The 20860-nt window shown below is 69.3% G+C and carries 15 protein-coding genes; 11 read left to right on the top strand and 4 right to left on the bottom strand.

Going from position 1 to position 20860, the window contains the following annotated elements:
* Positions 1 to 107: 107 nt before the first annotated feature.
* The gene (locus IPK71_30180) at positions 108 to 5240 is read right to left on the bottom strand and encodes a hypothetical protein (GenBank protein ID MBK8218017.1); all 5133 of its coding nucleotides are present in this window, start codon (positions 5238 to 5240) and stop codon (positions 108 to 110) included.
* Between the two features lie 198 nt (positions 5241 to 5438).
* On the opposite strand from IPK71_30180, the gene IPK71_30185 reads away from it, so the two are divergent.
* From IPK71_30185 to IPK71_30215, 7 genes are read left to right on the top strand one after another with little or no spacing between them, the layout of a single operon-like run.
* On the top strand, positions 5439 to 6095 hold the full coding sequence (locus IPK71_30185; protein ID MBK8218018.1) for a MerR family transcriptional regulator: 657 nt from the start codon (positions 5439 to 5441) through the stop codon (positions 6093 to 6095).
* Positions 6096 to 6103: 8 nt separating this feature from the next.
* Positions 6104 to 7327, top strand: coding sequence for an IscS subfamily cysteine desulfurase (locus tag IPK71_30190; GenBank protein MBK8218019.1), 1224 nt, complete (start codon positions 6104 to 6106; stop codon positions 7325 to 7327).
* A 38-nt stretch (positions 7328 to 7365) separates the two neighbouring features.
* Positions 7366 to 7758: a Fe-S cluster assembly scaffold IscU gene (iscU, locus tag IPK71_30195; protein MBK8218020.1), complete on the top strand. Its 393-nt coding sequence runs from the start codon at positions 7366 to 7368 to the stop codon at positions 7756 to 7758.
* A gap of 11 nt (positions 7759 to 7769) precedes the next feature.
* Positions 7770 to 8186 (top strand): iron-sulfur cluster assembly accessory protein, encoded by a 417-nt coding sequence (locus IPK71_30200; protein ID MBK8218021.1) that lies wholly within the window; start codon positions 7770 to 7772, stop codon positions 8184 to 8186.
* A 45-nt stretch (positions 8187 to 8231) separates the two neighbouring features.
* Complete coding sequence (gene hscB, locus IPK71_30205) at positions 8232 to 8750, top strand: Fe-S protein assembly co-chaperone HscB (protein ID MBK8218022.1); 519 nt, start codon at positions 8232 to 8234, stop codon at positions 8748 to 8750.
* Positions 8740 to 10647: a Fe-S protein assembly chaperone HscA gene (gene hscA / locus IPK71_30210; protein MBK8218023.1), complete on the top strand. Its 1908-nt coding sequence runs from the start codon at positions 8740 to 8742 to the stop codon at positions 10645 to 10647. Before hscB ends, hscA begins: the two co-directional genes overlap by 11 nt.
* 53 nt (positions 10648 to 10700) lie before the next feature.
* Entirely contained in the window at positions 10701 to 11051 is a 351-nt protein-coding gene (locus tag IPK71_30215) for a 2Fe-2S iron-sulfur cluster binding domain-containing protein (GenBank protein ID MBK8218024.1), read from the top strand.
* A 65-nt stretch (positions 11052 to 11116) separates the two neighbouring features.
* Here IPK71_30215 and IPK71_30220 read toward each other — a convergent pair whose 3' ends face one another.
* Both IPK71_30220 and IPK71_30225 read right to left on the bottom strand, forming a co-directional pair.
* Positions 11117 to 13108: a YgiQ family radical SAM protein gene (locus IPK71_30220; GenBank protein MBK8218025.1), complete on the bottom strand. Its 1992-nt coding sequence runs from the start codon at positions 13106 to 13108 to the stop codon at positions 11117 to 11119.
* Positions 13109 to 13202: 94 nt separating this feature from the next.
* Positions 13203 to 14180, bottom strand: coding sequence for a TerC/Alx family metal homeostasis membrane protein (locus IPK71_30225; GenBank protein ID MBK8218026.1), 978 nt, complete (start codon positions 14178 to 14180; stop codon positions 13203 to 13205).
* Positions 14181 to 14271: 91 nt separating this feature from the next.
* Here IPK71_30225 and IPK71_30230 point away from each other — a divergent pair, with 91 nt between their 5' ends.
* The 3 genes from IPK71_30230 to IPK71_30240 all read left to right on the top strand — a co-directional run bounded on the left by IPK71_30230 (position 14272) and on the right by IPK71_30240 (position 18917).
* The gene (locus IPK71_30230) at positions 14272 to 15246 is read left to right on the top strand and encodes a LysR family transcriptional regulator (protein MBK8218027.1); all 975 of its coding nucleotides are present in this window, start codon (positions 14272 to 14274) and stop codon (positions 15244 to 15246) included.
* 25 nt (positions 15247 to 15271) lie between these two features.
* Complete coding sequence (locus IPK71_30235) at positions 15272 to 16204, top strand: glycerol-3-phosphate dehydrogenase (GenBank protein MBK8218028.1); 933 nt, start codon at positions 15272 to 15274, stop codon at positions 16202 to 16204.
* A 139-nt stretch (positions 16205 to 16343) separates the two neighbouring features.
* Positions 16344 to 18917 carry a metallophosphoesterase gene (locus IPK71_30240; GenBank protein MBK8218029.1) on the top strand — a complete coding sequence of 858 codons (2574 nt, stop codon included), beginning with the start codon at positions 16344 to 16346 and terminating at the stop codon, positions 18915 to 18917.
* A gap of 26 nt (positions 18918 to 18943) precedes the next feature.
* On the opposite strand, the gene IPK71_30245 is transcribed toward IPK71_30240, so the two are convergent.
* Complete coding sequence (locus IPK71_30245; GenBank protein MBK8218030.1) at positions 18944 to 19834, bottom strand: endonuclease/exonuclease/phosphatase family protein; 891 nt, start codon at positions 19832 to 19834, stop codon at positions 18944 to 18946.
* Positions 19835 to 19902: 68 nt separating this feature from the next.
* Here IPK71_30245 and IPK71_30250 point away from each other — a divergent pair, with 68 nt between their 5' ends.
* The gene (locus IPK71_30250) at positions 19903 to 20820 is read left to right on the top strand and encodes a hypothetical protein (protein MBK8218031.1); all 918 of its coding nucleotides are present in this window, start codon (positions 19903 to 19905) and stop codon (positions 20818 to 20820) included.
* The last annotated feature ends 40 nt before the right edge of the window (positions 20821 to 20860 follow it).

The raw sequence follows: 20860 nt of genomic DNA on the forward strand, positions 1-20860 counted from the left end.
CGGAAGGGGGCCGACCTCGAAGGTGGGCTATCCATCTTGCCAAGCGTAGCGAAAACGGGCGTGCACGTCGATGGGACCCGTCGAACGATGCCCGCGCCAGGTCCTCGTCATCGCATGGCGCTGTCGGCGGGGCCGCCGTCGGCGAGGTTCACGCCGATCGCCTGGCGTAGGTCGGCGTAGAGCTCCGACGTCGCGAAGAGGTAGAGGCGGCCGACCTTCTCGCGCGGCGTGAGGTCGCTCGGAGACTGCGGCTCGCGGAGGATGGCCTTCTTGGCGATGCGCACGTCTTGGGCCAAGAGGAGCCCGACCCGCATGCTCGACAGGTCCGCGGCCTGCGTCCACGCGCGGACGTCGAGCTTCTTCCCCGAAGCCTCGGCGACCCCCACCGCCTGCGTGATCGCGGCGCGCTCCTCGGGGCCGAGCACGTCCGAGAGGGCGCGATCGAGCTTCTGGGTGGCCGCGTCGTCGGCGCGGTCGCCCCGCGCGATGCGCACGGCCGTCGCGAGCAGGCTCGTGAGCTCCGACTGCGACGGGAAGAACGCGCGCGCCGAGATCTCGGAGCGCTGCTCGGCCATGTGTTTGCCCACCAAGTAGGAGAGCGTCCCCTCGACGCCGGACAGCGCCTCCGGGCTCGCGAAGAGCGCGCCGTAGGGGAACTTCGCCGCCGTGAAGGGCACGCTCCCCGACGTGCGCCCGACGAGCAAGGTGGGGGCCGAGAGCACCAGGATCTCCCCGGCGTCGTGGAAGGCTTGGGTGACCGCATCGGCGAGGCGCGTGTGTTTGCGCGTGAGCGGCATGCCGATGGCGGCGACACGATCCTCGGGGCGCAAGAGCGACTCTTGCATTCTGCACACGGCGGGCGTTATCCAGGCGAAAATGCTGGTCGCCATCTCGTCGAGGTCGCGGTGGTAGAGGTGCGAGGCCCACGCCTCCTCGACGAGGCTGCCGGGCACCTGCCCGAGCGGGATCGGGGGATAGTCCGAGAGAAACTGAGACTCCTCCGGGGTCGCCGTGCGCAGGTCGGCGAGCACCTGGGCGGTGACGAGGGCGCGATCGAAGCGGCTCTGCCGTAGCAGCACGCCGTAGAGGAGCTCGTAGCTCTTGCGGTCGTAGGGATCCCGCTCGAGGTCGCGGCGCAGCACCTCGACCGCCCGATCGAGCTCGTCACGCGCGACGAGCAGCTCCACCGCCGCGCCCTTGACGCTCGTGTCCTCGGGGCGCATCCGCTTCGCGCCTTCGAGGGCCTTCTGGGCGAGGTCCGGATCGTCGAGCTTGTCGGAGTAGACCTTCGCCAGGTTTCGGAAGAGGGTGAAGACGAGCTCGTCGTCGCCGTCGTCTCGGACGCGCGCGATCATCTTGCGGTAGGCCTTCTCGAGGCCCGCGTAGTCGCCGAGCTCGTCGAGCATGCGGGTCAGCGCCTCGAACGCGTCGAGGCGGGTCTTGTCCGCGTCCAAGGTCTCGTCGTAGAGGGCCGCCGCGCGCGCGCGATCCCCGATTTTGTCGCCCACGACCTGCGCCAACGAGAAGAGGCCCTTCGCGCGGCGCTCCGGGGTCTCTTGCACGCCCACGATCCGTTCGAGCACGTCGGCGAGGCGCTCCCACTCGTCGAGCTCGCCGTAGAGCCACATGGCCGTGTGGAGCAGCCAGTGATCGTCGGGGCGCGCCTCGAGGGCCTCTTCGACGACGGGCCTCGCCGCGACGAGATCGGCCATTTTGTGGGCGATGAGCTCGATCGCCGAGACCAAGACGGCGTAGCGCGTATCCGCGTCGGGGGTGACCCGCGCGAGGCGGATCTTCATGTCGGCCGCTTCACGGTAGTCTCCGCGCGCGGCGTAGGCGTCGCCGAGCACCTCGTAGAGGGCGCGGCCGTCGGTCGGGACCGGCCTCTGCCCGGTGACGTCGGCCTCGCTCGGATCGCCGCCCTCGAGCACACGCGTGAGCACCACGATCGCGCGATCGATCTCCCCACGCGCGAAGAGCAGCTTGCCGAGCTTGGCGAGCTCGTCGGCCTCGAGCTCGTGCGATCTGTCGAGCACACGGCCGATGGCGGCGTCGGCGCGGGGCCCGAGCGCGATCTCCGGCTCGGAACGCTCGAGGATCTCGACGACGTCGACGAGAGGCTGGGCCTCGCCGGGGGCCGCATCCATCGCGGCCACACACGCCCCGAGCGCCTTCTGCAAGTCTCCGATACCTATGGCAATTTTGGCGGAGTTACGCAGCCTTTGGTAGAGCACGGCGCCGTCGCGGTCGCGCGCGGCGGCGGTCACCAAGAGCTCGCACGCCGGAAGCGCCTCGGCGTAGCGCCCCTCGGCGACGAGCACGTCGAGGATAGCGGCGGCGGCGCGCTCGTTCGAGGGGTCGGCGCGGAACGCCACGTCGAAGGCCTCGATCGCGCCTTCGTGGTCTCCGAGGCGCTCGAGCTCGCGCCCGAGCTCCACGCCGAGCTGCGCCTTCTGCCGCTGGGACTCGGTCGCCTCGATGCGATGACGCAGCGCCGACACGAGGCTTCGTGCGTCCCCGAGCTCGCGCGCGAGCTTCTCCAAGGCCTCCCACGCCTGCGCGCACGACGGATCGGCGCTCGCGGCGCGCTCGTAGAACCTGCGGCGCTCGAGCGGGTCGTCGACCTGGGCGGCGATCGCGAGGTACTGCTGCGCCTGTTTGTGAGGCTCGGTGAGCAGCTCCGCGAGGCGGCTCCGGTACTCGACGAGCGCCGGACCGTCTTGCATACGCTCGGCGAGCTTGGCCGCGCGCGCGAGCAGCCCTTCGTTCGTCGGGTCGGAGAGCACCGCCCGCCTTAGGTGCTCCGCCGCGGTCACTTGATCCCCGAGCTTCGTCTCGGCGATCTCGGCGGCGACCGCGAACGCCTCCCCTCGCTCCTTGGCGCCGAAGGAGCGCTCCGCCCGCGCGATCGCGGCTTCGACGAGCCTCGGATAGTCGCGGAGCGCGAGGTAGCAGCGCTCGAGCGAGGCGTAGGCCCCGGCGTGGTCGGGCACGATCGCGAGGAGCTCGCGCAGCACGGCGGCGGCGTCCTCCCGCTTCAAAAAGCGCTTCTCGAGGAGGTCGGCCAGGCGAAGGTAGGCGTCGACGCGCGCTTGCCCCTCGGCGTGCTCCACGAGTTGGCGAAGCGCCCACTCGACCTCGGGGTAGCGGTCGAAGCGGAGCGCCGCGCGCTCGAAGGCCGACAGTGCGTCGAGGCTCCTCGGGTCGATCTCGATGGCGGCCTCGAAATGCCGGAACGCCTCGGTCGGGATCCTGTGCGCCTCGCCCACCGCGAGGTGGAGATGGAGGCGCTCCTTCGGGGTCGCGGTCCGCTCGAGGGCCCGCAGGAGGAGCTCGAGGTACCCCGCGTGGTCGCCGCGAGCCTTCGATTCCCTCGCCTTGCGCACGAGCAAGAGCGGGTGGGACGGATCGGCGCGCTCGAGCTCCGAGACGTAGAACGACGCGGCCTCGCGCTTCCCGATGGGCCCCTCGTACCAGCGGATCGCGTTCGCGAGGAGGGCGATGCGCTCCGAGGGGCGGGCCGCGCCGAGCCTGTCCATCGTCACCTCGATGAGCGCCGGAAACCGCTGGAGCTTCCGCGCGAGGCCCTCGAGGCGCTCGACGATCTGCGTATCCTCGGGGCACGTCCCGTAGGCCTCGAGCAGCCCGTCGAAGGCCTGCTGGGGATCGTCGAGGCGGTCCTCGAGGACGCCCGCGAGCCGGAGGAGCATACGCGCCCTCGGAACGGGGCTCTGGGTGAGCTCGAGCCTCGACAGCAGGAGCTCGCAGAGGTCCTCCCAACGCCCCTCGTCGTGGAGAGCGCGCTCCTCGCCGTCGGCGTCGCTCTGCCAGGCGGGGGCTTGCGGCGGGAGGGACTTCGGTTTGTACGCGGGCGGACCGAGCACCGCCGTCGACTCGCGCCGCCCGGCCTCCGGTGCGTCGAGGTCGAGGGAGGGCAGCGGCTTCGCGAGGCCCGCACGCCGCTGCCCCGTGTCGGCGATGCCGCCGGCGAGCACCGCCGTGCCGTGCGAAGGCTCGGAGCGTTCGACCGAGCCTGGCAGGATGGCCGTACCTCGGGAGGGCCTGTCGTCTTCGGCGGCGGGCCCACGGAGCACGACGGTGCGCTGAGACGGGACCAGGTCCTCCGAGGGAACGAGCGAGGGGACGTCGGCCGCGGGCCACGCCGACGCCGGGCTCTCTCCCGTCGAATCCGGAGACGGTCCCTGCCTCCGCGAGCTCTCCGCGAAGTGCGCCGTCGCCGACTCGTCGACGAACGCCCGCGAGGCGCCGAGGCTCGCGAGGGACCGCTGCGGATCGGTCAGTAAGTCCTCGGGACCACCCGGGAATCCGAGGTCTGCATACGACCGGTTCGGATCGGTGAGGAGGTCCTCGGCGCCGCCGATGTCGGAGCCCACGACCGAAATCGTAGGCTCCCTCAGCGAGGGCGCGCGCGCCATCGTGGTGACCTCGGACGGCTCACCGACCGGGGGCTCGTCGTACGACTCGAAGTCGCCCGTGTGGAGGACGAGATCGTCGGGCTCGTCGACCGACGGGATCTCTCCCGAGCCATCGACGAGGAGGTCCGACGAGAGGTGCTCCACGGCCACCGTCGGCTCGAACGCGAGGCGCCCTCCGCGGTCACGTGGCATGAGCCGCGGCACGATCGTGTTCGGCTCGGCGTCCGCGCCCTCGTCGTCGCTCGCGGCATCGAGGTACGAGCCACGCGGCACGATGGTCGCGTCGTCGAGGCTCGCCGGGATCTCCTCGGACACGGTCGAAGCTCCCGCGCCCTCCAGCCACGGGTCGTCGACGACCGTCGCCATCGGCCGCCGACCGGGCATCGTCACGGCCACACGAGGGACATACGCCCCCTCGGGGCTCGGCGGCGCGCTCGACACGACGCCATCGAGCAGCTCGCTCGGATCCCACGTGCCGGCGCCACCGTCGTGGATGACCACCGCGGCGTCACGGTAACCCTCGGGCTCCGGGAAGGTCGGTCCCACCGACCGCGCGAGGGGGCTCGGCTCGTCCACGAACCCCGGGGAAGAGCCTCGCGGCCGCACCGGGCCGAGGTCGTTCGACGTGCGCTCCTCGTCGGGAAACGAAGGGCGCCTCGGCGGCGGCACGTCGGTTCGCGTGAACGAGTCGGGCGAAGAATCGGCGCCGGCCTCGGGCGCACGATCGCCCTTCGACTGGCGCGCACGCTCCCGAAGCGCCTCGATGTCGTGCTGGGCGGTGGCTTCGTCGTCGTTGTGGGCCAAGCGTGCTCGGGGCGGGGGTCGGGTCGACCGCGCAGGCTTCGGCGCCACCGGAGCTCTGCGCGTTGCCCTCCGGAGCGTACCACGGGCCCCATGCGCGAGGCCCAATGGACAACACTTCCCCTTACGTAAGGGTCTTGACGCACGCCCAGCCCACCGCTACACCTTCGGAAGCCTCACCCTTACGTGTGAGTTCAGCCCATGCAGGTCCGCCTCCCCCTCCTCAAGCCTCCCGCCGAGCTCGTCCCCCAAGGGAGCGAGGCCGGCCCGCTTCTGCAAGTTGGCGATTTGGCTAGGGAATGTGGCAAGACGGTCCGCGCGATCCACCTCTACGAAGAGCTCGGGTTGCTCGTCCCGCAGGCCAGGTCCAAGGGGCGGTACCGCCTCTACGCGAGCTCGGCGGTCGTTCGGATCCGGTGGATCGGCAAGCTCCAAGACATGGGCTTCAGCCTGACCGACATTCAGAGCCTCGTCCGCGACTGGGACGACCAGCGGTCGGCCGCGCGCACCATGGCGAAGATGCGCGAGCTCTACGCGAAGAAGCTCGCCGAGACGCAGGCCCACATCGCGCGGCTCAGGGAGCTGGAACGCGAGATCGTGAGCAGCATCGATTACCTCGACACGTGCGACGTGTGCGATCCCGAGCGGCTCGTCGCGTCGTGCACCTCGTGCGAGCACCACGCCCACGGCACGGCCGTCCCCGAGCTCGTCTCGGGCTACTCCGTCGCCGCGGTCCCCCAAGCCTTCGCCTCCACGCCCGACCTGTCGGCCCGTGACCTTTCCGTCCGCGACCTCGACGCGACTCAAGAAGCGTCCCCCACCCCGCGTGCGCCGAAGGGCGCGCGGCTCGACCCCTGAGAGAAGCCATGTCGCTCACCTTCCCCATCTTCATGGACTACCACTCGACGACGCCGGTCGACCCGCGCGTCCTCGAGGAGATGATGCCGTACTTCACCGAGAAGTTCGGCAACGCCGCGAGCCGCAACCACGCGTTCGGTTGGGTCGCCGAAGAGGCCGTCGACGTGGCGCGCGAGCGTGTCGCGGCCCTCGTGAACGCCCAGAGCGAGAAAGAGATCGTCTTCACGTCGGGCGCGACCGAGAGCAACAACCTCGCCATCAAGGGCGTCGCCGAGTTCTACAAGGACAAGGGCAACCACATCGTCACCACGGTGATCGAGCACAAGGCCGTGCTCGACACGTGCAAGCGCCTCGAGGGCGAGGGCTTCACGGTCACCTACCTCCCCGTGGGCCGTGACGGGCGCGTGTCGGTGGAAGAGCTCGAGAAGGCCCTCACCGAGAAGACGATCCTCGTGTCGGTCATGCTCGCCAACAACGAGATCGGCACCGTGCAGCCGCTCGCCGAGATCGGGAAGCTGACGCGAGCGCGCGGCATCTTGCTCCACACGGACGCCGTGCAGGGCGTCGGCAAGACCCCGTTCGACGTGCAGGCCATGAACGTCGACCTCGCGTCGATGACGGCCCACAAAATGTACGGCCCGAAGGGCGTCGGGGCGCTCTACGTTCGCCGCCAGAAGCCGCGTGTGCGCATCGCCGCGCAGATGGACGGCGGCGGCCACGAGCGCGGGATGCGTTCGGGGACCTTGAACGTCCCCGGGATCGTGGGCTTCGGCAAGGCGGCCGAGATCATGCGGACCGAGGGTGTCGCCGAGCAGGCGCGGCTCTTCGCGCTCCGGGAGCGCCTCCGGAAGCGCCTCGAGTCCGAGCTCGACGAGGTCCACGTGAACGGCTCGCTCGAGCACAGGCTCCCCGGCAACCTCAACATCTCGTTCGCCTTCGTCGAGGGCGAGGCCATGATGATGGCCATCAAGGACGTGGCCGTGAGCTCCGGCTCGGCGTGCACGTCGGCGAGCCTCGAGCCGAGCTACGTGCTCCGCGCGCTCGGCGTGGGCGACGAGCTCGCGCACTCGAGCATCCGCTTCGGGCTCGGTCGCTACACGACGGAGGCCGAGGTCGACTACGTGGCGGAGCTCGTCGTGCGCAAGGTGCGCCACCTCCGCGACATGTCGCCGCTCTACGAGATGCACAAAGAAGGCATCGACCTCTCGAAGGTCGAGTGGGCTCACCACTGAGCCGAAAACCGCTCCACGATCTCCCCAAAGGTAAGACCATGGCCTACAGCGACAAAGTCATCGACCACACCGAGAACCCGCGAAACGCCGGCACGCTCGACAAGAACGACCCGAACGTGGGAACGGGCCTCGTGGGCGCTCCCGCCTGCGGCGACGTGATGCGCCTCCAGATCAAGGTCGGCGAGGGCGGCGTCATCGAAGACGCCAAATTCAAGACGTTCGGCTGCGGCTCCGCGATCGCGTCGTCGTCCCTCGCGACCGAGTGGCTGCGCGGAAAGACGCTCGACCAAGCCGAGTCGATCAAGAACTCCGACATCGTCGAAGAGCTCGATCTCCCGCCGGTCAAGATCCACTGCTCGGTGCTCGCGGAGGACGCCATCAAGAGCGCGATTGCCGACTACCGAAAGAAGCAGGCCGAGAAGAAGGCCTGAAGGACACCGCCATGAACGCCGCCCCCACGAGCGCCGAGACCCCGAAAAAAGAGCCGCAGACCGAAGAGCCCAAGACCAAGGCCCTCGGCATGACGGTGAGCCCCCGCGCGGTCGAGGCCATCAAGAAGCAGATCCAGAAGCGCAACGTCCCCGATACGTCGTTGCGCGTCGGCATCCGCGGGGGCGGCTGCTCGGGCTTCTCGTACGTCATCGAGTTCCACGACGGGCCGCCTCGCGCCCGCGACCTCGTGCTCGACTACGTCGCCGAGGACGGCACCCCCGTGCGCGTGCTCGTCGACCCGAAGAGCCTCGTCTACTTGAACGGCACCGTGCTCGAGTGGGAGCAGAAGCTCCTCCAGCAGGGCTTCAAGTTCGAGAACCCCCAAGAAAAGGCGAGCTGCGGCTGCGGCCACAGCTTCCAAGTCTGAACGAGGGGCGCCGCCCCGACGAGCGCGCGCGCCCCGGAGCATCCCGTGAACCCGTTCTCCGTGCTCGGCCTCCCCGACGCCTTCGACGTCGACGAGAAGGCCCTCGAAAAGACCCACCGCGAGCTGTCCCGCGCGCTCCACCCCGACCGCTACACGAACGCGTCCGCGACGGAGCGCCGCGCCGCCCTCGAGCGCGCCGTCCAAGTGAACGAGGCCTTCCGCGTCGTGCGTGATCCGCTCACGCGCGCCGAGGCCCTCTTCGCGCGTCTCGGCGTGGCGACGGGCGAGGATCGAGAGCCCAAGGCGAGCCCCGCGCTGCTCATGGACGTGCTCGAAAAACGAGAGGCCCTCTCCGACGCCAAGGACGCGAAGGACCTCTCCGCCGTCGCGGGGCTCCGCGCCGAGGCCGAACGAGAAGAGGCGCGCGCCATCGCGGCGCTCGCGTCGGCGTTCCACGAGCCCGAGACCGTGGCCGAAAAGCTCCACTTGCTCGGTGAGCTGCGTTTTTTCCGCCGGTTCCTCGACGAGGTTTCCGCCGTAGAGGAGTCTTTCGATGCTTCTTGAGATCTTCGACCCCAAGGCCCCGCCGAGGGCCGTCGGCATCGACCTCGGCACCACGAACTCGCTCGTCGCCTACGTGCGGGACGGCGTGCCGACCCCCATCGCCGATTGCCACTCCGAGACGCTCGTGCCGAGCGTCGTCCACTACGATCCCCGTGGCCACGTCATCGTGGGCAAAGCGGCGCAGAGCCTCGCCTACGAGCACCCGCGCGAGACCATCGTGAGCGTGAAGCGCTTCATGGGCCGCGGCGGCGACGACCCCGAGACGAGGAAGCTCGGGCCGTACGAGTTCTTGCCGCCCGCGCCTTCGGGGCCGAACACCGTGCGCTTCGGCGTGCACGGGAGGGCGGTCACGCCCGTCGAGGTGTCGGCCGAGATCTTGAAGTCGCTCCGCGAGCTCGCCGAGGACGAGCTCCGCACGGTGGGCGGGTGCGTGATCACCGTGCCGGCCTACTTCGACGACGCCCAGCGCCAGGCCACCAAGGACGCCGCGAAGCTCGCCGGGCTCGAGGTGCTGCGCCTCTTGAACGAGCCCACGGCCGCGGCCCTCGCGTACGGGCTCGACGCCAAACGGAACGGCACGTTCGCGGTGTACGACCTCGGAGGTGGCACGTTCGACGTCACGATCCTCCTCCTCGAGGACGGCGTCTTCCAGGTGAAATCCACGGGCGGCGACAGCGCGCTCGGCGGCGACGACATGGACCACGCCATCGCGCACGCCATCTACGAGAAGCTCGGAGAGGCCGAGGCCACGCGTTCCCCCGAGGACGTGCGCGCGGTGCTCGACCTCGCCCGCGCGATGAAGCACACGCTGACCGACAGCACGACGGCGACCGCCGAGGTGCCGGGGCGAGACGGAAAGACGGTCACCCTCACCCGAGACGAGCTCGACACGCTGGTCGCGCCGCTGCTCGAGCGCACCGGCGTAGCCTGCCGCAGGGCCCTCCGCGACGCGGGCATCAAGGCCGAGGAGCTCGACGGCGTGCTGCTCGTCGGGGGCTCCACACGGGTGCCGGCCGTGAGGCGTTACGTCTCGAATTTGTTCAAGAAAGAGCCGCTCTCCGGCATCGATCCCGACAACGTGGTCGCCCTCGGTGCGGCCATCCAGGCCGACATTCTGACGAACGCCTCGCGGGACGGCGAGGTGCTCTTGCTCGACGTGCTCCCGCTCTCGCTGGGCATCGAGGTCGGCGGCGGCGTGGTCGACAAGATCCTCGGCCGCAACACCACGATCCCGACGGGAGCGCGCGGGACCTACACGACCCAAGAGGACAACCAGACGGGCTTCGTGCTGCACGTCGTGCAGGGCGAGCGGGAGCTCGCGGCGGACTGCCGGAGCCTCGCGCGTTTCACGCTGAAGGGGATCCCTCCCATGCCGGCGGGCATCCCGCGGCTCGAGGTCACCTTCAAGGTCGACGCCGACGGACTCTTGTCGGTGCACGCGCGCGAGACGCTGACCGGGATCGAGCAGCGGGTGGAGGTCGTGCCTTCGTACGGCCTCGACGACGAGACCGTGGAGCGCATGCTGCTGGACGCGCTCGATCACGGAGAGGACGACCTCGAGAAGCGGCGCCTCCTCGAGGCCCGCGTCGAGTCCGAGCGCGTCGCGCACGCGACCGAAAAAGCCATCACCCGTGACGCGCACCTGCTCGTCCCGGGGGAGCGCGAGGCCATCACGGCGGCGCTCGCGGCCTTGCGCGCGGCACAGACGGGCTCGGACGCTCACGCGATCCGCGCTCGGCTCGACGACCTCGACAGGGCCACCCGTGACCTCGCCGGTCGCCGCATGAACGAGGCCATCGCGAAGGCCATCGGCGGCAAAGATCTCGGGAGCCTCGAGCGCGACGTGGCCCACGCGAAGGGCATCGAGAACGCCCACACCGCGCGCCCCGTCGACTGACGACCGAAGCCTCGCCCTCGACGGCGAAGGCAGAAAAACCAGGGTAGAACACCGTGCCGACCGTCGTTTTCAAAGGCTACGCCGAAGTCGAAGTGCCCGTGGGCACCAGCATCTTGAAGGCCGCGCAGTCCGTCGAGGCCCCCGAGGGGTACGCCTGCGGTGGTGTGTGCGCGTGCTCGACGTGCCACGTGTACGTGCTCTCGGGGGCGAGCCTCTTGTCTCCCGCCGAGGACGAAGAAGAGGACATCCTCGACAAGGCCTTCGACGTTCGCGCGACCTCGCGCCTCGGCTGCCAAGCCACGCTGCGAGGCGAGGGCCGCGTCGAGGTCGAGATCACCCGAGAGAGCCTCCAAGCCTTCGAGAACGAGCACCCCGAGCACCGGGGCAAGTTCACGAAGAGGTAGGTCAGGGTACGTCGACGTGGGAGCGCGTCGAGGCCTCGCGCGCGGGCCTCGGACGACGCGCGCGCTCAGCGCCCCTTCGGCCCGGGTCGTCCTCCCGCACGTGGCGGAGGCCCCTTGGGGCGCGTTCCGTGCGGTCGCGGCCCGGGGCGTGCGCTCGCACCGACGGGCGTCTTGCCGTGCCCGCCGGGGGCCCTCGGCGCGGTGACGCCGTACTCGGGGGGAACGAGGCAGTGCGGCGCGCGACCGATGAGGTCGCTCCGACCGGCGAGCCGGAGCGCCTCGCGTGCGAGCGGCCAATGCTGCTCGTCCCAGTAGAAGACGAGGGCCTTCATCATCTTCTTTTCGCGCAGGCTCGTGGCCGTGTACACGGGCTCCCCCGAGAGCGGGTCGATGCCTGTATAGTACATGGTCGTCGCCACGGCCATGGGCGTCGGGATGAAGTCTTGGACCTGACGCGGCCGCATGCCGTGTCTCTTCAGGTAGAGCGCGAGATCGACGGCGTCCTTCAGGGTGGAGCCCGGGTGGCCCGTGATGAAATAGGGCACGAGGTACTGCTCTTTGCCGGCCTCCTGGCTCGCGCAGGAGAACGTCTCGGCGAAGCGCTCGTAGCTCGCGATGCCGGGCTTCTTCATCTTGTCGAGCACCGAGTCGTTCGAGTGCTCGGGCGCGACCGAGAGCTGGCCGCCCGTGTGGTGGCGCGCGAGCTCCTTCACGAACTCGGGGCTCCGCTCGGCCAAGTCGTACCGCACGCCGCTCGCGACGAAGACCTTCTTGATGCCGTCCGCTTCGCGCACCTTCTTGAGCAGCGAGATGAGCGGCGCGTGATCGGTGACGAGGTTCTCGCAGATGCCCGGGTGGACACACGACAGCCTGCGGCAGGCCGACTCGGTCTTTTCGTCCTTGCAGGTCATCTTGTACATGTTGGCGGTGGGGCCGCCCACGTCCGAGAGCACGCCTCGAAAGCCGTCCATCCGAGAGAGCTCGCGCACCTCGCGGAGGACGCTCGCCTCGCTGCGGCTCTGGATGATGCGCCCCTCGTGCTCGGTGATGCTGCAGAACGTGCACCCGCCGAAGCACCCGCGCATGGTGACCACGGAGTGCTTCACGGTCTCGTACGCAGGGATGCGCTCGTCGTACGAGGGGTGCGGGAGGCGCGCGAACGGGAGATCGTAGAGGCCGTCCATCTCGGCCTCGTTCAAGGGGAGCGCCGGAGAGTTGTAATATACAGCCTCTTCGCCGTGCACCTGGAGCATGGGCCGGCCGTTGTGCGGGTTCGTCTCGTACTGGAAGAGGCGCGACATCCGCGCGAACGCGGCCTTGTCGGCGACGACCTCGTCGTACGAGGGCAAGACGAGCAGCTTCCCGTCGGTCGTGTAGCGGCTCTGGTCGGCGAGGAGGGGCTCCCAGGCCTTTCGGTTCTTCTTGACGTGGGCCGTGCCGCGCACGTCCGTCAGCGCCGAGACGGGCTCGCCGGCGGAAAGGCGGCGCGCGATCTCCCACGCGGGCCGTTCGCCCATGCCGAAGACGAGCAGATCGGCCTTCGCGTCGAGCAGGAGGCTACGTCGTACCTTGTCCGACCAGTAGTCGTAGTGGGCGATGCGCCGGAGAGAGGCCTCGATCCCACCGAGCACGATAGGGAGCCCGGGGAACGCCTGGCGGCAGAGGTTCGAGTAGACGATCGTCGCTCGGTTGGGGCGCGCCTCGGTGCGGCCGCCGGGCGTGTACTGGTCCTCGCCGCGCGTCTTCTTCTGGGCGGTGAGCTTGTTGAGCATCGAGTCGAGGTTGCCCGCCGCGACCCCGACGAAGAGCTTCGGGCGCCCCATGCGCGCGATGTCGGAGGCGTCGTCCCACCGGGGCTGCGCGATGAGACCGACCCGGTACCCTCGCCCCTCGAGGAACCTCGCGATGAGCACCGGCCCGAAGGCGGGATGATCGACGTACGCATCTCCCGTGACGATGAGGATGTCGAGCGCGTCCCACCCTCGGGCGTCGAGGTCCGCGCGGGTCGTCGGGAGGAAACGCGGGGGCTCGGGCGGTCGGCGCTTGCCGAAGGTGATCCGTGTCACGCAGCCGTTTTAGCACGTCTCGCGCGCCCCATCGCGCGGCGCCGCCCTCGCCCGAGCCGCGGAGGGGCGAGAGCTCGGCCGTTCGTCAGTCGTCCTCTTCGGGCACGGCGTCGGCCTCGGGCTCGTCGGCCTTGTCTTTCGCGGCGCGGAGCGAGGCGATCGTGGCGAGCGCGAGGATCCCGACGATCACGGCGAGGCTCGCGGCAGCGGGGATCTCCACCCACCGTGACACGACCATCTTGATTCCCACGAACGCGAGCACCGCCGCGAGGCCGGGCTTCAAGTACTCGAGCTTCGCGAGCGCGCCCTGCAAGAGGAAGTAGAGCGACCTTAGGCCCAAGATCGCGAAGATGTTCGAGGTGAGGGCGATGAACGCGCTCTTGGTGACGCCGAACACGGCCGGGATCGAGTCGACCGCGAAGACGATGTCGGCCGTCTCGACCGCGACGAGCGCCAGCACGAGGGGCGTCACGAGGAGCTTGCCCTCGCGGCGGACGAAGAAGGACGCGCCCTCCATCTGGTCGGAGATGGGAAGCACCTTCCGAGCGAGGCGGACGACCACCCCGTCGGGCTTCTGCTCCTCTTCCTCTTCTTCCTCGGACGAAAACGCGGTCTTCGCCGCTGCGAAGATGAGGAACCCGCCCATGAGGTAGGTGAGCACGTGAAAGCGCTCCACGAGCGTCACGCCGCCGACGATGAACGCCGTGCGGAGCACGACGGCCCCGAGCACACCGGCCGCGAGCACCTTGCGCTGGGCCGCGCGAGGCACCTTGAACTGCGCGAAGACGAGGATGAGGACGAAGAGGTTGTCGACCGAGAGCACCTTCTCGAGGAGGTAGGCCGCGAAGAACTGCGTGCCGCTCGCCGCGCCGAGCTTGGCCGTGACGATCCCGCCGAAGATCGTCGCGAGGCCGACCCAGAGGAGCGTGAAGAGGAGGGCCTCTTTCGCCGACGGATCGCGGGGATTTCGCTGGAGGACGCCCAGATCGAGCGCCACCACGAACGAAACCACCACGGCAAAGATCACCCAGAGGGTGCCTTGCCCGCTTTGACCGAGACCCATGCCCCCACGTTGTGCGACGACCCGGCCCCGGAAGCCAATAGGTAATCTGCGCCGAACCCATCGTTTTTTCCTATAGTCGTGTCTCGACCCGATGGATTTTCTGAATTTTCACCACCTCCGGTACTTCTGGGCGGTCGCCCGCGAGGGGAGCGTGTCGAAGGCCGCGGCGAAGCTCCGGGTCTCTCAGCCCACCGTGAGCGAGCAGATCCGCCTGCTCGAGGGCGCGCTCGGGCAGAAGCTCATCGAGCGCGAGGGCCGCACCGTGCGCCCGACCGAGGTGGGCAAGGTGGCGTTCCGGTTCGCCGAGGAGATCTTCGCCCTCGGCGCCGAGCTGTCGGACACGGTGCGCGGCCGCTCGCGAGGCCGCCCGTCGAGGCTCACCATCGGCATCGTCGACGCCATCCCGAAGCTCGTGGCCTACCGCGTGCTCGAGCCCGTCCTCGGCGGCGAGGAGGGGTTCCGCGTGGTCTGCTACGAGGACACGGCCGCGCGTCTGCTCGACGGCCTGCTCGCGCGCGAGCTCGACGTGGTGCTCGCCGACGGCCCCATCGGGCCTTCGCACGACGCGCGCGCCGAGAACCACCTCCTCGGAGAGGTCGAGGTGGGGGTGTTCGGCGTCGAGGCCCTCGTGAAACGCGCGAAGAAGCAGTTTCCGTATTCGCTCGCGGGCCTGCCCCTCCTTCTGCCGACGAAGGGCACCCCGCTCCGGCGCGCGCTCGACGGCTGGCTCGACGAGCACGGCATCGTCCCCGACGTGGTGGGCGAGATCCAGGACGCCGCCCTCCTGACCACCTTCGGGGAGATGGGAAAGGGCCTCTTCGTGGGCCCGAACGCCCTCGCCGAGCCCACGTTGGCGGCGAGGGGCCTCGCGCTCGCGGGCCTGCTCGAGCCGCTCCGAGAGCGGTACTACGCCGTCACCGTGACGCGGAAGGTCGCGCACCCCGCCATCGAGACCTTGCTGTCGTCCGCCCGCTCCGAGGTCTTCCCCCCGAGGCCCAAGCGCGCACGCCAAGCCGACGTCCGGGAGCGACGCGCCGAGCCGAAGCGGCGGGGCCGTTCACCCTGACCCAAAGCCGTGTATCGTTCTCGCCATGACGGCGAGGAACGTGTGCGTGGTGGGCGGTGGACCTTGGGGGCTCGCGCTCGCGGCTTCGATCGGGCGAGCGGGAGGGACGGCGCTCGTCGTCACGCGGCGGGAGGGTCTCCTCCCCGAGGGCGCGCGCCGCGTGACGATGCGGGAGGGCTGCGAGGCCGCCAGGCTCGTCATCTTCGCCGTGCCCACGGGGGTCGCACGCGAGGTCGCGCGCGAGCTCGGAGACCACCTCGGTGGCCAACACTACGTCGTACACGGGGTCCGCGGGCTCGTCGGCGACGACCTCGAGACCGTGAGCGACGTGCTCCGCGACGAGACCCCGGCGCGGCGCGTGGGGGCCCTCGGTGGCCCGGCCCTCGAGGCCGATCTCCACGCCGGGAGGCCGAGCGTGATCGTGACGGGCTCTCGTTTCCCCGAGGTGAACGAGGTGCTCACGGAGGCCTTCGCTTCGCCGTCGCTCCGCGTCTACGCGACCCACGACCTCCGCGGCCTCGAGTGGGGCTCGGCCCTCGTCGGGTGCATCGCGATCGCGGGAGGGTTCGCCCGCGGCCTCGGCATGAGCGCGGGGCTCGTGGCAGCCTTCATGACCCGAAGCGTCAACGAGGCGGCACGCATCGCGGTCGCGGCCGGCGGGGAGGACAGGACCTTGCTCGGCCTCGCCGGCTACGGCGACCTCCTCGCCGCCATCGTCCAAGACGATCGGCCCGAGATCGTGCTCGGACGCCTCTTGGCTTCCGGCAAGTCTCGCGAGCAAGCCCTCGCCGAGGTGAAGCTCCGGGTGGAAGCGGTCGAGCTCGTGCCGCGCGTGCTCGCGTGGGCCGACAAACGCGACCTCCGGACCCCGATCCTCCACGCGATCGATCAGGGAATCCTCGGTGGCGCGCCTCCGGAGCAGCTCCTGCATCAGCTCATGACGATGCCGCACGCCTGAGACGCTTCGGCCGCGCGCACGCACCCCGACCGACATCTACCCACGCAGCTCGACGCAGCGCGTGAGATCTGCGTTATCCATGCGGATTTTCCTCCTTCGAGACTCGAAGGGGTCACGTCCGCGTGCGATGATCGACACCATGCGAAGGCTTGCGCGCGCGGGTTGGGTCGGGCTCTTTCCTTTGGTCTTTGGGTTCGTTCACCTCCAGGGCTGCGGCTCCGAGACGGACCCGGGCGGGACGCCCCCCGACCCTACGGCGACGGTGCCCACCGGGACGGGGAGCGTGCCTCCGCCGACCGAGCCTCCGGTCGACCTCCGCAAGGAGCGACCGTGGGAGGTCATCAGCGAGAAGGGCGAGACGTACCTGTCCGACGTGTTCTACGCCGACGCCGCGCAGAACGAGCAGGTCATGCCCTACGCGATCGACGGTCACGTCATGATCGATCGCCTGATCTACCCGACCCTCGGCAACCCGAACCTCTACGTGAAGGGCGATCCGAAGGACTCGTTCATGATCGTGAGCCGGATCGAGGACGCCGTGCTCCGCCACCTCTCGCCGGTGGACAAGGGGCCCAAGGCCGGCACGCAGCTCCACACGGTGCAGCTCACGGAGACGAACGCGAGCGGCGTGTTCTTCCTGCTCGTGCCTCGCGCCCAGCGCGCGCAAAACACCGAGGTCAAGACCCCTGCCCTCTACGGCGCGGGGACCGGCGTCATCCGCATCAAGCCGAGCGAGATCTTGATGCACGACGAGCCCGCCGACATGCCCGCGGCGCTCAAGGCCCGAAAGACGTACAGGTTCGTGTTCCGCCAAGACGTGATGGCGGCCGTGGCCTCGGGCCTCTACGACGTCCGCATGGAGGTGCGCGCCGACAACGCGCTCCTCCAGGTCGGCGGCAAGCCCGTGTACGAGTACCAGTACAACGCCGTGCGCGTGTTCGACCGCGAGACCGAGGAGTACACGGCCCTCAACGTGACCGACACGCAGGTGTCGATAGGCGATTTGTACGACGGCAAGACGCTCGCGAAGCTCGACGACTTCGTCTACTTCGTGAACACCACGCCGAACACGAACGTGCGCCAGGCCGCGTTCATCACGTTCAACGGCGACCTCCACAACGGCGGCTCGCCCGGCGGCTTCCGCCAGCGCTACGTGGCCACGACCTACGCCGAGGAGGCGAAGGTCATCGTGGCAGCCCTGAAGAACCTGACGATCCCGATCTTCCTCACGGTCGGAAACCACGACGGCTACGTGGCGACCGGGCACGTGCCGAGCGCGGTGCGTGGGGTCGACACGGCCGTGGGCACGTCCCTCGAGGAGGTCGTAGGTGAGGCCTCTCCCAAGGCGTGGCCCGACTTCCGCTTCGCGGACTACCAGGCGTACTTGAACCGCACCAAAGACGCGCTCGGTGGCCTCCACAGGGACATCTACACCGGCAGGTTCGCGCGCACGAAGGGCGACACGTTCACGACCGGCTGGAAGGAGCTGCCGGTGGCCGACCGCAACATGTTCCTCTACGACGGCCTCCAGCAGTGGCAAAAGACGTACGGTCCGCTCTACGCGTCGTGGAAGTTCGGGAAAAACCGGTACGTGAACATGAACTCGTTCGAGATGCGCCAGCACAGGCGCTCGGGCTGGGGCATGTACACGGTGAACTACGGCGGCGCCCTCGGCGAGACGCAGGTCGACTGGATCGATCGTGAGCTCGTGCGCGCCCAAGACGCAGGCGACGACGTCATCATGCTCGCGCACCACGATCCGCGCGGCGGGCACAACGGCGAGGACTTCGGCTACCTCTTCGAGCAGCTCGAGTACCAGAGCGTCCAGCAGAGCGCGTTCAACTACATCATCGGCGAGGTCATCAACCCCGTCGTCTGCAAGCTTCCGTGGTGGGCGCTCTCGAGCAACAAACAGGAGGCATGCCTCCACGACGGCCTGCAAGAGTGGATGCGTCCCGACGCCGAGTTCGACTGCCTGCCCGCCGAGAAGGGCGCCGACGGCAAGTGCATGGCGAACCTCTTCACGGGGCCGAACGCGAAGCCGCTCCAGTTCTCGAACCTCGAGCTCATGGATCGCATCGCGAAGAACCCGCAGGTGCGCACGCTCATCTTCGGCCACACGCACTACAACTCGTACGAGATGTGGCAGTCGGGCGACAACCTCTTGCCCGGCAAGCTCCCCATCGACGACGTGAGCGTGAAGAAGTTCGCCACCTACGAGCTCGAGAACCCGGTGCGTGGCCACGCGCTCCTCGAGCGGCAGCGCCCGTACGAGGCCTCGTCCGCGGCCTTCGCCGACAAGACCATGAGCGCCCCCCGGCGCACGACCTACGATCCCAACGAGGTCGACGAGCGCCCGATCGACCGCGCGGTTCGCGAGTACGCCGCGGCCTACGAGCGGGCGATCGCCGGAAAACACCGCACCCTCGCGGGCAACGGCTCGCCGCGTGAGCTCTCGATCCTGCGGCTCACCTGCAACGCCGACCTGACGAGCCAGAAGTACCAGGGGCGCGCGATGTACGGCTTCACCGTGCTCCACGTGAGCAAGAAGACCGACGCGCGCGGCTACACGAGCCCCCAGGTGAACGGGCTCTCGTTCTTCATCAACGCCGGCGACGACCGCTTCGACTTCATCCGCACGGTGGCGCTCGATCGCATGGTGAAGGTCACGCCCAAGGACGGGAAGAACCCCGTGGGCTCGCTCTTCCAGTAGCGCAAACCTTCGAAACCACTAACGTTTTAGTCGACGAAGCGGACCACGACCATGGCGTGGTCCGAGTCGACCGTCGGCTCGGCGTCCGGTGAGAACGGGTGGTCGCGGAGGGCCTCGTTGAAGAACGAAGCCTCCCGCACGCGCTCGCGGAGGCCCGCCGTCACGAGCACGTGATCGATCTGCTCCGGCGTGCCCCGATGCAGGACCGACGTGCGCGCCTCGGCGGGGGCGGCGTCGGTCGCGGGGAAGAGCTCGTGCGGCAGCCCTTCGGCGCGCACGATGCGCACCGGGACCGAGCTCGCGGTGTCGTTGAGATCACCGAGCACGACGACCTCCTCCCCCGCGGACGCACGCGCTTCGACGAGCCCGCGCACGAAGAGCGCCTCGGCCGCGCGGGAGACCAAGCTGCGCAGGTCGGCTTCGGCGCGCTCCAGGCCTCCCTCCCACCAGAGCTCCTTCCCGTCGGGGCCCTCTTTGGCCTTGGGGAGCTTGCTCTTCCAGTGCGTGCAGAAGAACGTGGCCGTGTGGGGACCGAAGGCGAGGGTCGCCCGGACGATGGGGCGCCGGAGCCTCAACCGCCCCGGAAACGGTGGCGCGTCTCCCTCACGAAACACGGGAAATGGCAGCGTATCCGTGGCGATGGCCTCCCACGAGAGCACGGGGACCCGCGTCACGATCGCGTTCCCGATGCCGCGCGCGTCGGCCCCCCCGAAGAGCACCTCGAACCCCTCGCCCCCGGGGACGTGGGACATCACCTCGCGGACGAGCGCCTCGGACCCGACCTCTTGCAGGGCGATGACGTCGGCCTCGGCCCGCGCGATCTCCTTCGCGACGACCCGGGCCTTCTCGCGGAGCACGGGGGCGTTCTTGGGAGAGTCGAAGAAGTCCTTCACGTTGAAGGTGGCGACGGTGACCATCGGCGGAGAATACCGCGGAGCGGGGAGACCGGGGTGGACGACCGGAATCGGCGGGTTATTCTCACGCCATGGAGCTCTCGGCCGACACGTTCACTTGGCTCATCTCGCAGGCTGCCCGCCTCCGTGCGGCGCACGGTGAGGTCATCGGAACCCCCGAGCTCGTCGAGCCCACCGGCGAGTATTTCCCCGACGCCTTCGAGCGCGACGCCGAGAGCGTCGAGCGCCTGCTCACGCGGCTCGTGAGCTACACCCCGCTCGACGAAGAGCTCCCGGTCCGGCTCGGGTTCGAGGAGGACGAGGCGAGCGCGCAAGCGGGAGGGTGCGGTAGCACCGCGTGCGGCAAGGGCGGCGGCGGCGAGAACGGCGCTCGAGGTCGGGTCGTCGCGCTCGAAGAAGGCTATGGCGTCGTCGTGGACGTGCGCGACGCGGGCAACCCGTTCACCCTCACCACCGCCCTCGCCCGCTCGGTCGGTACGATGGTGCTCGCCGAAGGCGGCGAAGAGGTCCACCCCGACGACCTCGGCCCCGTCTCCGAGGTGTGCGCCATGGCCCTCGGCTTCGGCGTGCTCATGCTGAACGGTACGGCGGTGTACGCAAAGGGGTGCGGAGGCATCAAGCTCCATCGCGCCACGCACCTCACGGTCGACGAGACGGCTGCGATGGTGGCGCTCTTTTGCCGGGTGTACGGCCACGAGCCTCGGCGCGTGAAAAAGCACCTCGAGGTCACGCAGGCCGAGTCCTTCGACGAAGCGCTCGCTTGGGTCGACTCGAACCCCGATGTCATCACCAAGCTGCGCGAAGCTCCCGAGCTGCTCGAAGCGGGTGGCTTCGAGCTGTCCCCTCCGAAGGGGCTGCTCGGCCGCCTCTTCACGAAGAAGACCGACCTTCAGGTCAAGGCCGCCCCGAAGCGCGTGCGGTCCGAGGACGAAGAGCGTCGTATCGCGCGCGCCAAGGCCCTGGTCGACGAGGCCCTCGGCTCCTCCTGACGCCCCCTGGGCGAAGAATTGGGGCGCCCATCCGGCCCGT

This window comes from Myxococcales bacterium, from assembly GCA_016712525.1.
Lineage (GTDB): Bacteria > Myxococcota_A > Polyangia > Polyangiales > Polyangiaceae > JAAFHV01.

What these genes read in the sequence shown, in the direction of transcription:
- IPK71_30185 (MBK8218018.1), top strand. Translation starts at nt 5,439, where the DNA reads ATGCAGGTCCGCCTCCCCCTCCTCAAGCCTCCCGCCGAGCTCGTCCCC.
- IPK71_30190 (MBK8218019.1), top strand. Translation starts at nt 6,104, where the DNA reads ATGTCGCTCACCTTCCCCATCTTCATGGACTACCACTCGACGACGCCG.
- iscU (MBK8218020.1), top strand. Translation starts at nt 7,366, where the DNA reads ATGGCCTACAGCGACAAAGTCATCGACCACACCGAGAACCCGCGAAAC.
- IPK71_30200 (MBK8218021.1), top strand. Translation starts at nt 7,770, where the DNA reads ATGAACGCCGCCCCCACGAGCGCCGAGACCCCGAAAAAAGAGCCGCAG.
- hscA (MBK8218023.1), top strand. Translation starts at nt 8,740, where the DNA reads ATGCTTCTTGAGATCTTCGACCCCAAGGCCCCGCCGAGGGCCGTCGGC.
- IPK71_30225 (MBK8218026.1), bottom strand. Translation starts at nt 14,180, where the DNA reads ATGGGTCTCGGTCAAAGCGGGCAAGGCACCCTCTGGGTGATCTTTGCC.
- IPK71_30230 (MBK8218027.1), top strand. Translation starts at nt 14,272, where the DNA reads ATGGATTTTCTGAATTTTCACCACCTCCGGTACTTCTGGGCGGTCGCC.
- IPK71_30235 (MBK8218028.1), top strand. Translation starts at nt 15,272, where the DNA reads ATGACGGCGAGGAACGTGTGCGTGGTGGGCGGTGGACCTTGGGGGCTC.
- IPK71_30240 (MBK8218029.1), top strand. Translation starts at nt 16,344, where the DNA reads ATGCGAAGGCTTGCGCGCGCGGGTTGGGTCGGGCTCTTTCCTTTGGTC.
- IPK71_30245 (MBK8218030.1), bottom strand. Translation starts at nt 19,834, where the DNA reads ATGGTCACCGTCGCCACCTTCAACGTGAAGGACTTCTTCGACTCTCCC.
- IPK71_30250 (MBK8218031.1), top strand. Translation starts at nt 19,903, where the DNA reads ATGGAGCTCTCGGCCGACACGTTCACTTGGCTCATCTCGCAGGCTGCC.